This is a genomic window from Klebsiella sp. GB_Kp047 (assembly GCF_040065235.1).
GTDB classification, from domain to species: Bacteria; Pseudomonadota; Gammaproteobacteria; order Enterobacterales; family Enterobacteriaceae; genus Klebsiella; species Klebsiella quasipneumoniae.
In genome coordinates this window covers 290,939-305,712 of record NZ_JBEAJG010000040.1, presented here as the reverse complement: position 1 = coordinate 305,712, position 14,774 = coordinate 290,939, and the positions used below count along the sequence as shown (strand labels likewise).

Sequence of the window (14,774 nt, the reverse complement as noted above, 5' to 3'; positions counted from 1 at the left end):
ATTTCCATAGGGCATAAATAACAAAAGCCTGCGTTGCAGGCTTTGTTTTACCTCCCGGCGCTTATCTCCGGCATCTACATCACAGTGACGGTAGCTCTTCACAAGGTAAGTTTAACTTATCGGACCTGTTTTCAACCCGCAACGGCTTTTGAGCAGGAATGTTAGATTCATCACAAATTATTTGATACATCACTCATATCTAAATGATAGTAGAAAAGAAAAGCTTGGCAAAGCATAAATTTACAAATTAGATACCGATTCCTATTCGATAATAACCTATCTAACTCTTCAAATAGATTAGAAAAATACAAGAAAAGTACATACATAGTAATATGTACTCTAAAATACGAATGTATTTTATGGAATGATTATTATGAATTATTGTTTCCTTTTTCCTTATAAAAAACGATCCCATTATAAATATAAACATATAAAGGGAAGTACCGTTTAATGTTACCGGACAACAAAGCTTTTACAAAATGAATCATCATAAAAGAAAAAATATTAACCCCATATATCAATTTATTAGTGACTGTATGATTTAACTCAAAAAATATTCTATTTCGTAAAGTATATCTAACTTTATACTCACTCGCTTCAAAAAGAGGAGATGAAAAAATATTGCGGGGTTTTTCATTAGTCCATGAGTTGTCTATATCTATTATGTTATAATAAGGTAGCAACCATAGATGCACCCCACTTCTCTTTAGATCCATTGTATAATTAGTATCATCAAAGTATAAAAACATCTCTCTAAAAGGTCGTACACCTCCTTTTAGTATGCTTTTTGTAGTAAGCATTCCACCATATGGACCACATGGAACAGATATTTTTAATGAGGCATCTGGCTTTAATTTCTGTTTTTTTTCTTTTTTGAAGACTTTATTGATGATTCTTTTAATGAAACTTGAGGTTGTAAAAGTCAAAAATGAATTATCTTCACCTATTAATGTGGCCTCATTATTGGTATTAATGAAATTGATATAATGCTGTCTATCTTTACGCAGAAGAAAATATACATTGCCTGGTCCGTCCTCTTCTGAAAGCTTTAACGCATTTTGAATCGCACCATTTTCAGCCACGTTATCATCATCAAGAAATAATATATGCTCATTGTTATTACGGTCGCTACATACCTCATCCATCGCCTGAGAAAAAGCAAAAGCAGATCCCATATTTTTATCATTCTCAATTATATAAAAATCTGCATGAGCATAATGTACCTGGAGATCATGAATAATATTTTTACTATCATTAGAACTACCATTATCAACGATAAAAAAAGTATTACAACCAGCACTAATACATTCATAGACAACTCTTTTTACAAACGCCCCACGGTTTGCATACGTCACTATTACAGTTGTGAAATTAATCATTATATAATCCCTGCTTTTTTTGAATAAAATAAAACAATAGCTAGAAGGAAAAACTCGCTAGTCACTAAAGCAATTGACGTTCCAATAAACGAGTATTGGTATGAAAGCACAGAAGCAACTATTACATTAAAAAAGCCTGTAATAACAACACACTTTGAAAAATAACCTGAATAACCTGATGATGTCAGACCGAGAATAGCGTATATATAATTCATTCCACCGAAAAAAAATGCAAATGACATTATCTTCATTGAAAGAGAAACATCTGCCCTTGCGCTGTGCGCTAGTATATATGCAATATAATCAGAAAATAAATATATGACTACGGAAACAATCAAATATACACTGACAAGTATTAATTTATACTTTTTAATTTGTATCTTAAAGAAGTCCTTAGAACTCATTGTATTTTTTGAGAAGAAAGGGTATAAAACATCTCCTACGACATTTTGAACCATTTGCATACTACGAAGTATTTTTTCTGCAATTGAATAGACTCCGACTGCAGAAGGAGTCGCACAATAACCTAATATCAGAACATTGAAATTCTTATAAAGCCCTGAAGCAATTCTTGCAATAAATATTGACTTTCCTATCTTAAATTGCTTTCTAATTTCATCATGTGAAAAATAATATTTATAATTAAATCTCGAGATGAGAATGAAAATAGCCATCAACAACGCAAAAAAAGAACCTATAAAGAGAATAAATTGAACCATCCATACGTCAGTAGGTTTTTTAACAAATATTAAAATCAATATTGCCGAAATAATTCGAGGGATACTATTACATAACCCAATGTACTGCATTCTTTCAGCCCCCTGGAAATGCCATACAGGGAAAAAAGATTGAGTAACAATGAGAAGAAAAGAAAAAAATAAAACCCAAAAACACTCTCGAAAGTAAGGAACAAAAACAACCAATAAACATATAAAAACCAGGCTTATAAAACTTAACAATAGTTTAATATTATATACTGCGCTTGTGATTTTAGAGGCAGTAAGATCATTGTAACCATCTTTAGCTATTTCTCTCGTCGCTGTTAAATTAAACCCATAATCTATAAAAAGTTGGATGTACGTTGCTACAGCCATTGATGTTGCTATGATACCAACATTCGCAATTCCTATTTTCATAACCAAAAATGGAGTTAAAAGAATAGGTACAATGTAATTTATCACCTGCATTGTACCTAGAGAAGCAAAATTTCTAACAAACTTAATAGAGACCATTAAAATACTCCAGCCTAACAAGAATGTTTTAATATCACTTCATAGATAAAAGATATTATTTTTATAATTAACATAATTTTATATCTAAACCGAAATATAAAACACGCCCATAAAGCCTGCACATTATAAATAAATTTACTTTAAACCGTATAAACAAACCGATAATATATATATTTGTAAGTTACCTCTAAGTTTATTTAAAGTAGTAATTACGATACCACTCCACAAATTTTTTCACACCAACATTGACCGATGTTTCAGGTTTAAAAGAAATACTTTCATATAATGCTATTGTATCAGCACTAGTCTCCAGCACATCACCCGGCTGGATAGGCATCATATTCTTCTTCGCTTCCAACCCCAATGCCTGCTCCAATGCATTGATATAATCCATCAGTTCCACCGGTGAACTGTTACCAATGTTGTAGACCCGATATGGTGCGGAGCTGGTAGCCGGAGATCCTTCCTCGACTGTCCATTCAGGATCAGGCTGAGGGATTACATCCTGGATACGAACAATAGCTTCGACAATATCATCTATATAGGTAAAATCACGCTTCATTTTACCGTAGTTATAAACATCAATGCTTTTCCCTTCCAGCATCGCTTTCGTGAATTTGAATAACGCCATGTCCGGACGGCCCCAGGGACCATAGACCGTAAAGAAGCGCAGTCCTGTCGTTGGGATGCTGTACAGATGGGAATAAGTATGTGCCATCAGCTCATTAGCTTTTTTTGTGGCAGCATACAACGAAACGGGGTGGTCGACTGAATCATCTGTTGAGAATGGCATTTTACGGTTTAGACCGTAGACAGAACTGGATGAAGCATATAATAGATGTTGCACTTTATTGTGACGGCAACCTTCCAAAATATTCAGGTAGCCCGTCAAATTGGAGTCTGCGTAAGCATATGGATTTTCGAGAGAATAACGTACACCCGCTTGAGCCGCAAGATGGATAACACGTTCAAACTGCTCTGTTTCGAAAAGTTTAGCCATACCATCACGGTCAGCGAGATCTAACTTGTAAAAAGTAAAAGAGGGAGACTCTAATTGTTCAAGACGAGATTCTTTTAACTTTACATCATAATAATCATTAATGTTATCAATCCCAACAACTTGATGCCCATCATTCAAAAGGCGTTTGCTGACATGAAACCCAATAAAACCAGCCGCACCAGTGACTAAAAATTTCATATTTAAACTCCTGAGAAATACTCGATTGGCAGCATTGATGTTTTACAAACTTAGTTTATATCACCAGAAAAAATCACTAACCGTAAATAACTAACTGGATAACCATTTCCACAAGTTAATTAACATCAATGAAATCCAATTTCATATAAAATTTGGCTGGAGATACTCTCATCCAGCCAAAGGTTAAAAATCCTAATCATTACCAAACAGATCGCGGGTGTAAACCTTGTCCGCCACATCCGCCAGCTCTTCCGCCATACGGTTAGAGATGATCACATCCGCCTCTTGTTTGAAGGCATCCAGGTCGCGCACGACGCGTGAGTTGAAGAACTCATCTTCCTGCATCACCGGTTCATAGATAATGACCGGAATACCTTTCGCCTTGATGCGCTTCATGATGCCTTGGATAGAAGAGGCGCGGAAATTGTCCGAACCACTCTTCATGATCAGGCGATATACACCCACCACTTTCGGCTTACGAGCGAGGATGGAATCAGAAATAAAGTCCTTACGGGTACGGTTGGCATCCACAATAGCGGCAATGATATTGTTCGGGACCGATTCGTAGTTCGCCAGCAGCTGCTTGGTATCTTTCGGCAGGCAGTAGCCGCCATAGCCAAAGGACGGGTTGTTATAGTGGTTGCCGATACGCGGATCCAGGCATACCCCTTCGATAATCTGCTTGCTGTTCAGCCCCTGGCTTTCAGCATAGCTGTCGAGCTCGTTGAAATAGGCAACGCGCAGCGCCAGGTAGGTGTTCGCGAACAGTTTGATCGCTTCCGCTTCAGTGGAGTCGGTAAACAGAGTCGGGATATCCTGCTTGATCGCGCCTTCTTTCAGCAGGTCTGCGAAACGTTCGGCACGCGCAGAGCGCTCACCAATGACAATGCGCGATGGGTGCAGGTTGTCATACAGCGCACGGCCTTCACGCAGGAACTCAGGAGAGAAAATAACATTATCAATCCCCAAACGTTCTTTGATGTCGCGGGTGAACCCCACCGGGATGGTCGATTTAATGATCATCACCGCATTCGGGTTGATCTCTGTGACATCGCGAATAACCGCTTCCACTGTAGAGGTGTTGAAGTAGTTGGTTTTGGGATCGTAATCGGTCGGCGTCGCAATGATCACGTAGTCGGTATTACGATAGGCGTCGTGCTTGTCCGTGGTGGCACGGAAATTTAACGGTTTTTCTGCCAGATATTCCTGAATCTCTTTATCCACAATCGGAGAGATCTTCTGGTTAAGCATATCCACTTTGGCCTGTACGATATCCAGAGCAACCACTTCGTGGTTTTGCGCAATCAGGACACCGTTCGATAAACCAACATAACCTGTACCGGAAATAGTAATTTTCATTTTAGATTACACTTTAATCTGTTAATTGGATAACGACTAATAGTCATGGAATGAAATCTGTAGAAAGTTCTACCTTTAAAATATAATAAAGTTAATAAATAGCCAAAAGAAAAAACACCGAATTAATATTTAAAAAAATGAACATGTGCTCAAAATTACAATGATAAGGCCCAGCATGAAGCAGGGCCTTATTATTAATTAATAATATAAATCAATCCATCCACTCAGTATGGAACACACCTTCTTTATCGGTACGCTTATATGTGTGCGCACCAAAGTAATCACGCTGAGCCTGAATCAGGTTAGCTGGCAGAACTGCGGAACGGTAGCTGTCGTAGTAGGCAATTGCGGCAGAGAACGTCGGTACCGGAATACCATTCTGCACGGCATACGCCACGACATCACGCAGCGCTTGCTGATAGTCATCAGCGATCTGTTTGAAGTACGGCGCCAGCAGGAGGTTAGCAATGCCAGCGTTTTGCGCATAAGCATCGGTGATCTTCTGCAGGAACTGCGCACGAATGATACAACCAGCGCGGAAAATCTTAGCGATCTCGCCGTAGTTAAGATCCCAGTTGTATTCATCGGAAGCAGCACGCAGCTGGGAGAAGCCCTGAGCATAGGAGACGATTTTACCGAGGTACAAAGCGCGACGAACTTTTTCGATAAATTCTGCTTTATCGCCCGCCGGTTGAGCCTGCGGACCACTCAGCACTTTCGAAGCGGCTACACGCTGGTCTTTAAGCGAAGAGATGTAACGAGCAAATACAGACTCGGTAATCAGAGACAGAGGTTCGCCGAGATCCAGTGAGCTCTGGCTGGTCCACTTACCGGTACCTTTGTTTGCAGCTTCATCAAGAATGACATCAACGAGGTATTTACCTTCTTCATCCTTCTTGGTGAAGATATCTTTGGTTATGTCGATCAGGTAACTGCTCAGTTCACCTTCGTTCCATTCGGTGAAGGTTTGCGCCAGCTCTTCGTTGGAAAGAGCCAGACCGCCTTTCAACAGCGCATAAGCTTCAGCAATCAGCTGCATGTCACCATACTCGATGCCGTTATGAACCATCTTCACATAATGGCCAGCACCGTCAGCACCGATATAGGTGACACATGGCTCACCGTCTTCTGCAACCGCCGCGATCTGCTTCAGAATTGGAGCAACCAGTTCATAGGCTTCTTTTTGACCACCTGGCATGATGGAAGGCCCTTTCAGAGCCCCCTCTTCACCACCTGAAACACCGGTACCGATAAAGTTAAAACCTTCGGCAGACAGTTCGCGGTTACGACGGATGGTGTCCTGGAAGAAGGTGTTGCCGCCATCAATGATGATGTCGCCTTTATCGAGGTAAGGCTTCAGGGAATCGATGGCGCTGTCGGTGCCAGCCCCAGCCTTCACCATCAACAGGATACGACGTGGTGTTTGGAGGGATTCAACAAACTCTTGTACTGTGTAGTAAGGAACCAGTTTCTTGCCTGGGTTTTCGGCAATCACTTCTTCGGTCTTTTCACGGGAGCGGTTGAAAACGGAGACGGTATAACCACGGCTTTCGATGTTCAGCGCAAGGTTACGCCCCATTACAGCCATACCGACAACCCCAATTTGTTGCTTGGTCATTATAAACTCCTGTCTACTCGAATCATTACAGTAACTGTTAGAATTATACACATTACCTTGCTAGTAAGCACTTTAAAATTCGTGATTATAAATAATACAACTGATCGTCAACGTAAAAAAACAACAAGTATTCCACTCATTATAAATTCATTTCATTGCTAACATAGAATGATATGTTTTACAATATGTTTTAATATGATTATACTGCGATGAGATATAAATAAGGAGGACACAATGATAAAACGAAGAACATTATTAAAAATATCACTAACTTTACCATTATTAGGATTGGGCAAGTCAAGAATATTTGCAAACGAAAGAACTATTGTTTTAAAAAAAGTAAAATCCTTCAATGAATTAAAGAAATATCCTGCAACAGAAATAAACTCATTGATAGAGTTAAGTTCTTATCATGAGGACAGTGGTATAGGAGGTGGTATGTTTATTGCCTTAAAGAACGATGCTATCTTTGATAATGACAAAGCATGCGTGGCAGACATATCATCCAAGTTATCATGGGTTCGCTTAGAAAGTTTAAATGGCATTAAAAAGCCAGAGTGGTATGGATGTGTTGGCGATGGAATTACTGATGATTCCGATGCTTTCAACAGCATGTTAGATTCCTTACATGAAGGTGATACTATCGTTTTAGGAGAAAGTAGACATTATCATAATAAACTTCCTAAAAGAGATTCACGCTGGATAATAAAAAAGAGCAACGTCACTATCATTGGTAATGATTCAATTTTATCGCGGCGTGCCACCAGTCAAGAAACAATGAATATCGACGGAGCAAATCTTGCAACCTTACAGATATCTAATGTAACTAATTTTGAGATTAGGGGAAAACTACTAATCACTTCGTTTGAAAACAAATCACCACTAGCGGATAAAAATGGAAAAATCATTAGTAACCAGACTTATCCACGGGCTTATGTTAGTTCACATGGTCTATTCCTTGAAAAGGTAAATAAAGCAATCCTTCCAACAACACTAACGTGTAGTAATGCAGTCTTTCCATGCTATATAACAGAATCAAGCAATATTAACATTTCAGGGACTTACATTAACTCAGGACAAGTATACCCTGTAAGAGGGGATGACTTACAAATTGGCTCCGGTCTGAAGATCTCAAAATCAGATGGGTTCACAGTTAATGTGCTCTGTAAAGACTGCGCATATTGCGGATGCGAAATTGAGCCTTACAGCAAAAATGGTACAGTTAACATTAATTCAGTAAACACATTCATGCATGGATGTATTATCCATCAAAATGGTGAAAATATTCAAGCAAATATATTATCCAAAAACGCACAGGGTGCAGGATTAAGAATTAGCTCAGGCTCAAATAAGATAAAGGCAATAATTAAAACCATACAATCCAGCTATGGGTGCATTATTGTTTCAGAACATGATAATATATGTGAAGAACTAGACCTGAATCTAACTGTAATTGATGTGACGAAAGATTATATTTCAGCAATAAACATCAATGACAACTACCCTAGCTTCAAGAATTCTAACATATATATAACTGAACAGAAATCTAATAACCCACAACTTTTAATGGCAACCCCCAAACAAGAAACAGCGATTAAAATAAACAACGCCCAAAAATCAAACATTTACCTTACAGTTTCGCAATATACTAAAAATATAGATTTTACAAATAGTTCTAACTGCACACTTAAGATAAATAACAATAAGTCTGGCATGAAAATGAAAGTTAATGTGTCAAATAATTATAATGTAAGAGTCTTACACAATGATGACTCGACTCAATAAATAATAAATAATAAATAATAAATAATTAATAATACAGCATCATGTGAAATTGATGCTGATATTATTGTCCTGTTTGATATAAAAATTACGAAACAGCCCCTAATTTCCCACATACTGCATGAAACAATCCTTTGAGCATATATCTCAATTTTCTTAATTTATCTTTTTCGTACAAGACCACACATAGCAACTCGTGAACTATACGCAAAAAATTCATAAAGAAGTATGAGGGATAATCAATTAAATATTTAAGACTTAAATGTGTTCCGTTACGAACTATATAATATTTTCTTTTATAATTGTGATGGTTAGGTTTTAAAGTCACGCCCAAAAAATTATGCACACTTCGATTGCCAATCTGATGTTCCAAGCATATATCATAATTAACGAATATACTTATATTATTACGCAGGGCTTTTAAACAAATTTCCGTATCAACATGATCAATTATGTAATCCTCAGTAAATGGGCCGATTAACGCCCAGACAGAAGTATCGAACCCCATCCCAGAAGAAATAGCAAAGGCGGTATTCTTATCAGTTCTTGTAACTTTGTATGACCATTTATCTAGATTTATAAAAGAAGCATGAGTTCTAGAATTTGTATCAATAAAATCTGGCACGACCATTTTAGCATTATTCTTTGATATGAAATCCTGCATCGAATCAAAAAAGTTATGAGGTAAAACAGAATCTTGATCGAAAGTAAAAATAAAATCACAACCGTTTTGCAAAAGGAATGTTATACCTTTGTTGAAGGCACCGGCTATCCCGCCTTGATTATTATTATGAATATAATGATAATTTTCAGGTATTACATTATCATTTGCGCTGTTATCAACAGCACAAACTTTTACACCAAGCGTATTGAATTGATCAAGATTATTTATATTTTCTTCATTCGGATCAAATAGCACAACGACAACTCCGAAACGCATGATTATTACTCCTTAAAAATCAAAAGAAATTCCGCAATTTATAGAGCATTTGATAAATAAAATGTCTATCTCTATTTGCCCTAACATATAGATATTTCCTTTTTATAAATGGCAATTTTTCTTCATTCAAATGTAGATGGTAACGGAAATATTTATTCCTATTCCTAGAAGTTTCTCTCATTAAATTTATTGGAATATCCAATTTCCATGCTAAAAACATTAAACTAAGTTGATCTCTTTTTGGTCCATTAGAGAAAAAAAACCACCATTCTTGCATGAGATTGATAACAACAGGATCGTTATGCTCACGAATAATAATATTATTTTCTCCTAATCCATTATTTCGAGGATAGCCTTCCGATATAAACAATTGATTTATATTATTAAGTTCAGTTTTATTAATTTTATTCAAACTATAGCATTCATTTAACTCATCATAAATACATTGGCGTTCAAAATGACGAGGGATATTTATCTTGAAAGACTGTACATAATTAATAATCAGATCATATGGATCATGTATTATCTTTATATTAGAATCAATATAAAGACTATACTTGAAGTCAGATAAAAATTGGTGAGGAAGAAATTTCATCTTCCTGTTTGCCGCTATGGGGTCAACAATCCCATCGACCAGCCTGATCTCCCAAAAGTTAGACTTTAAGTTTTTATCATCGGTGAAACATATAAATTTACATTTTGATGATTTAATAGTAGGTTCTAGTAGCTTGTCATAAGAGCCAAATAGCGCTGTATAAACAACAACTTCATTCTTACTTTCCAATTTACGCCTCATATATTGTTGAGATGCATCATCCCCAATAATGCAATAATGACATTTCACCATAGAACATATTTTTAAGCCCAACCAAAATATAAAGTATACTTAACAGAATCATAATTAATGACTTATTAAAGCATCTTGATAATAGTATTGTATAAAAAAATAAGGTTAGCTCAAACAACCGAAATGATAAAACTGGCACCGCACTAAAAGAGTAGAATAGGAATATACCCAGAACCGACATGCAATATTCATAGGATCTTGAATAAGGTCTCAACTTTTTATCAAAGTATATAGTTAGAACACCTATAATTTGAATAATAGGCTGAGAAGAAAAAATATTTATTTGATAATATTTTTCTTTATTTGAAGCTAACTCTATATAAGTAGTAAGTCTTGCGTTAGAAATTATACCCACTGATAACAAACTAGGGAACAGGATAGAAAACAGTGATAAAAAAATGAATTTCCTTACACCTAAAACCTTATAAACAAAATATGTCAACACTACAAATACAGATGTCAAATGTATGAAAATCGCAAATAGAAATAAGCAATACCGAATATTTCTTGATTTAACAGTGTATATACCAAATGCAATTAGGGCCAGTGCCAAAGAGATTCGAATCTGAACATAATCATGTAAGCAAAGTATGTACGACGAATATAATACAAGTAATACAAAAAAATTTTCAGTACTATTTCGTAGCGCAGAAAGCTTCATAAGAAGCGTAAAGTAAGCGCAAACAATAGTGAAAGTAGAAAACCCATCATCCAAAAATGTAAACGGCTTCATTAAGACTATAAATAAAGGATCCATTCCTTGCTTGAAAACACCAGAAAGAGGAGTTTCAGATGCGAAGTTATAATAATTGAGATAAGTATAATAATCATTCCATTGATATATATTCTTATCCCCAACTAAATATGTCAATAAGGGCACAAGCAGCATAAATATTGCATATTTTACTAACATTTCTTTAGAGGTCATTTCCCTCTTGGGCATTGTAAAGCCATCTTCTTTTATCTGTTCCATATTAATCTCAAACATCTCACAACCTAAAGCATAGGTTGTGAGTATATTTTCCACATTAATAATATTAACGATTAAATTATTTTAATTTTACCATAATCGTTTCTAAAGCGGATTCCCAATCAGAAGGTAGCACACCGATTTTTTCAATCTTAGATGTATTCAATACTGAATACGAAGGGCGTTTAACCGGTGTTGGATATTCGCTAGTACTTATACCTATAACAGTGGGTACATTTATAAGCAGGCCAGACTTTTGGGCACATTCGAATATTTTTGATGCGAACCCACACCATGAAATATTTTTTCCTCCACAAAAGTGGTATATACCACCAACAGAATTGGAATTAATTAGTTCAATTATCGCAAGAGCGATATCTCCTGCATATGTTGGACAGCCTACTTGGTCATTGACAACTTTAATCGTTGAATTATCCTTGGCAATCCGCAACATTGTTTTTACAAAGTTATTCCCATATTCACTAAAGACCCAAGCAGTGCGTAAAATGATTGAATCCTCAAGAGCCTCAAGAACACATTTTTCACCAGCTAACTTCGTTGTTCCATACACACCCAACGGGTTTGTAGGATCAGATTCGACATATGGCTCAGTAGATGTACCATCAAAAACATAATCAGTAGATACATGGATTAATCGGATACTGTTAAGTCTAGCCGCGTAAGCCAAGTTTTGCGGACCAATTTCATTGACTAATCTTGCCAACTCATAATCTTGTTCAGCTTTATCAACAGCAGTATATGCTGCAGCATTCACTATAACATCTGGTTTAAATTTATTAACAATTGAAATTACTGCGTCTTTATTTGTTATATCAAGAGTATCTGAATCTGTGGGTAAAATATCCCAATGTGAGGGCACCCGATCTTTAAAACAGCTTCCCAACTGGCCATTAGATCCAGTTAACAGAATCTTCATACATTGAGCTCCTTCAAAAGTTTACCTGCTTTATCTTTCTCTGAAAGCATTGGGTTCGACAATGGCCACTGTATACCTACTTGAGGATCATTCCAAAGAAGGCAACCTTCACCTGTAGGATTATAATAATCCGTACATTTATATTCGAAATCAGCTATATCAGAAAGCACAATGAAGCCATGAGCAAGTCCGGGAGGAATCCAAAATTGCTTTTTATTTTCCTCTGATAGGATCACACCTTCCCATTTTCCATATGTTGGTGAATTAGGTCGAATGTCTACAGCTACATCAAAAACCTCACCACGAACAACCCTAACTAATTTTCCTTGAGGATGAACAGTTTGATAATGCAAACCTCTCAAAACACCTTTTGTAGATCGAGAATGATTATCCTGAACAAAATCATAATCTATTTCTAACATATCCTGATAACGTTTTTTTTCAAATGTCTCAAGAAAAAAGCCTCGTTCATCTCCAAATACTTTAGGTAATATGATTTTAACATCTTTGATCTGCGTACTGACAACTTGCATACTTATTTCTCCTCAACTAAATTTAGTAAATATTTACCATATTGAGTTTTAGCTAGTAGCTTAGCCTGTGCAAGTACCTCTTCTGTATTAAGCCATCCCTTGCGATAAGCTATCTCTTCTAAGCATGCAACCTTAAAGCCTTGTCTTTGCTCTATCGTATGTATAAATTGAGAAGCTTCAAGCAAACTTTCATGAGTTCCAGTATCAAGCCATGCAAAACCACGACCTAGTTTCTCCACATGCAAATTACCACTCTCTAAATACATTTCATTTAATGTGGTAATTTCCAGCTCGCCCCGGTGTGAAGGTTTGACTTTTTTAGCCATTTCAACGACATGATTATCATAGAAATACAATCCCGTAACGGCCCAGTTACTTTTTGGAATTGTAGGTTTTTCTTCTAGAGAGATAGCTTTATTGGTTTCGTCAAATTCAACAACACCGAATCTTTCTGGATCCATTACTTGGTATCCAAAGACTGTAGCCCCAGTTGTTCTCTGTACAACAGATTCAAGTTTTTTACCAAAACTTTCACCAAAGTAAATATTATCCCCCAAAACTAATGCACACCTATCTCCGTCGATAAATTCCTCACCAATAAGAAAGGCTTGTGCTAGCCCATCAGGGCTTGGCTGAACTTTGTAACTAAATCGAACACCAAATTGAGAACCGTCTCCGAGAAGGCGTTTAAAGCCAGGCATATCTTCAGGCGTAGTAATAATTAAAATATCACGTATGCCAGCGAGCATAAGAACAGAGATAGGATAATATACCATTGGTTTATCATAAATGGGTAGCAGTTGTTTAGATGTTCCTTTTGTAATAGGATATAAACGTGTGCCTGAACCACCAGCTAAAACGATACCTTTCATTATATGTTATCCTTTATGATTAATTTGCCAAACCTAAACGTTCACCAGCATATGAACCATCTTTTACTCTGCGCCACCAATTTTCATTATTGAGATACCACAACACAGTCTTACGAAGACCTGTGTCGAATGTCTCTTCTGGTTTCCAGCCTAATTCATCAAAAATCTTAGTCGCATCAATTGCATATCGCATATCATGTCCAGGACGATCTGTAACATAGGTAATTAGGTCAGAATAATTCGATACACCTTCAGGTTTATGAGGTACTAATTCTTCTAATAACTCACAAATTTTATTAACGACATCGATATTTTTTTGTTCGTTATGACCACCAATATTGTATGTTTCACCAACCAAACCTTCCGTTACAACTTTATATAGAGCGCGAGCATGGTCTTCAACATATAACCAATCTCTAATTTGCCCGCCGTTCCCATAAACCGGAAGCGTTTTTCCTTCTAGTGCATTTAAAATGATAAGTGGTATTAATTTTTCAGGGAAATGATATGGCCCATAGTTATTCGAACAATTTGTTACTATAGTGGGTAAACCATAAGTGCGATGCCAAGCACGAACAAGATGGTCACTAGATGCCTTTGATGCTGAATATGGACTACTTGGGGCATATGGTGTGGTTTCAGTAAATAAATCATTTGTGCCATGTAAGTCACCATAAACCTCGTCAGTTGATATATGATGAAAGCGAAATGAAGATCTCGCCTCATTAGTTAACTGATTCCAAAATTGTCGAACTGACTCTAATAATGTATATGTGCCGACAATATTTGTTTCAATAAATGCAGCAGGGCCATCAATAGAGCGATCAACATGGCTTTCTGCAGCTAAATGCATTATTGAATCTGGTTTGAAATTATTAATAATGCAATCAAGTCCATTTTTATCACATATATTAATTTGTTCAAAGGAAAAACGAGGGTTTTTAGAAACAGATGCCAGTGATTCCAAATTACCAGCATAAGTTAATGAATCAATTACTAAAACCTCATCTTTAGTTTCATTGATTATATGACGTACAACCGCAGATCCAATAAACCCTGCACCACCAGTAACAATAATTTTCATATATTATCTCTCAATTTATCAGT

At 36.5% G+C, this 14,774-nt stretch carries 13 protein-coding genes; 1 reads left to right on the top strand and 12 read right to left on the bottom strand.

The genetic code is table 11. The features are described 5' to 3' along the window. Positions 1-371: 371 nt before the first annotated feature. The 5 genes from ABLV76_RS20395 to gndA form a co-directional block, all read right to left on the bottom strand. Complete coding sequence (locus ABLV76_RS20395) at positions 372-1,379, bottom strand: glycosyltransferase (RefSeq protein ID WP_074384510.1); 1,008 nt, start codon at positions 1,377-1,379, stop codon at positions 372-374. Next, on the bottom strand, positions 1,379-2,611 hold the full coding sequence (locus tag ABLV76_RS20390) for an oligosaccharide flippase family protein (protein WP_069136152.1): 1,233 nt from the start codon (positions 2,609-2,611) through the stop codon (positions 1,379-1,381). The genes ABLV76_RS20395 and ABLV76_RS20390 overlap by 1 nt, the downstream gene beginning before the upstream one ends. 193 nt (positions 2,612-2,804) lie before the next feature. Continuing rightward, positions 2,805-3,809, bottom strand: a complete 1,005-nt coding sequence (locus ABLV76_RS20385) for an NAD-dependent epimerase (protein WP_069136150.1) — start codon at positions 3,807-3,809, stop codon at positions 2,805-2,807. 192 nt (positions 3,810-4,001) lie between these two features. Continuing rightward, positions 4,002-5,168: a UDP-glucose 6-dehydrogenase gene (gene ugd, locus ABLV76_RS20380; protein WP_069136148.1), complete on the bottom strand. Its 1,167-nt coding sequence runs from the start codon at positions 5,166-5,168 to the stop codon at positions 4,002-4,004. Positions 5,169-5,379: 211 nt separating this feature from the next. Next, entirely contained in the window at positions 5,380-6,786 is a 1,407-nt protein-coding gene (gene gndA, locus ABLV76_RS20375; protein WP_348878440.1) for an NADP-dependent phosphogluconate dehydrogenase, read from the bottom strand. A gap of 234 nt (positions 6,787-7,020) precedes the next feature. On the opposite strand from gndA, the gene ABLV76_RS20370 reads away from it, so the two are divergent. Continuing rightward, positions 7,021-8,571, top strand: a complete 1,551-nt coding sequence (locus tag ABLV76_RS20370) for a hypothetical protein (protein WP_139622301.1) — start codon at positions 7,021-7,023, stop codon at positions 8,569-8,571. 85 nt (positions 8,572-8,656) lie between these two features. Here ABLV76_RS20370 and ABLV76_RS20365 read toward each other — a convergent pair whose 3' ends face one another. The 7 genes from ABLV76_RS20365 to rfbB all read right to left on the bottom strand — a co-directional run bounded on the left by ABLV76_RS20365 (position 8,657) and on the right by rfbB (position 14,751). Continuing rightward, on the bottom strand, positions 8,657-9,508 hold the full coding sequence (locus ABLV76_RS20365; protein ID WP_074384511.1) for a glycosyltransferase: 852 nt from the start codon (positions 9,506-9,508) through the stop codon (positions 8,657-8,659). Between the two features lie 19 nt (positions 9,509-9,527). After that, positions 9,528-10,292, bottom strand: coding sequence for a DUF616 domain-containing protein (locus tag ABLV76_RS20360; RefSeq protein ID WP_258923024.1), 765 nt, complete (start codon positions 10,290-10,292; stop codon positions 9,528-9,530). Positions 10,293-10,320: 28 nt separating this feature from the next. Next, positions 10,321-11,343, bottom strand: coding sequence for an EpsG family protein (locus tag ABLV76_RS20355; protein WP_110235857.1), 1,023 nt, complete (start codon positions 11,341-11,343; stop codon positions 10,321-10,323). 61 nt (positions 11,344-11,404) lie between these two features. Next, on the bottom strand, positions 11,405-12,262 hold the full coding sequence (gene rfbD / locus ABLV76_RS20350; RefSeq protein WP_069135524.1) for a dTDP-4-dehydrorhamnose reductase: 858 nt from the start codon (positions 12,260-12,262) through the stop codon (positions 11,405-11,407). Then, positions 12,259-12,795, bottom strand: a complete 537-nt coding sequence (gene rfbC / locus ABLV76_RS20345) for a dTDP-4-dehydrorhamnose 3,5-epimerase (RefSeq protein ID WP_069135523.1) — start codon at positions 12,793-12,795, stop codon at positions 12,259-12,261. The genes rfbD and rfbC overlap by 4 nt, the downstream gene beginning before the upstream one ends. Before the next feature lie 2 nt (positions 12,796-12,797). Beyond that, entirely contained in the window at positions 12,798-13,667 is an 870-nt protein-coding gene (gene rfbA / locus ABLV76_RS20340; RefSeq protein WP_074384513.1) for a glucose-1-phosphate thymidylyltransferase RfbA, read from the bottom strand. 19 nt (positions 13,668-13,686) lie between these two features. After that, entirely contained in the window at positions 13,687-14,751 is a 1,065-nt protein-coding gene (gene rfbB / locus ABLV76_RS20335; RefSeq protein WP_074384514.1) for a dTDP-glucose 4,6-dehydratase, read from the bottom strand. Positions 14,752-14,774: the final 23 nt, after the last annotated feature.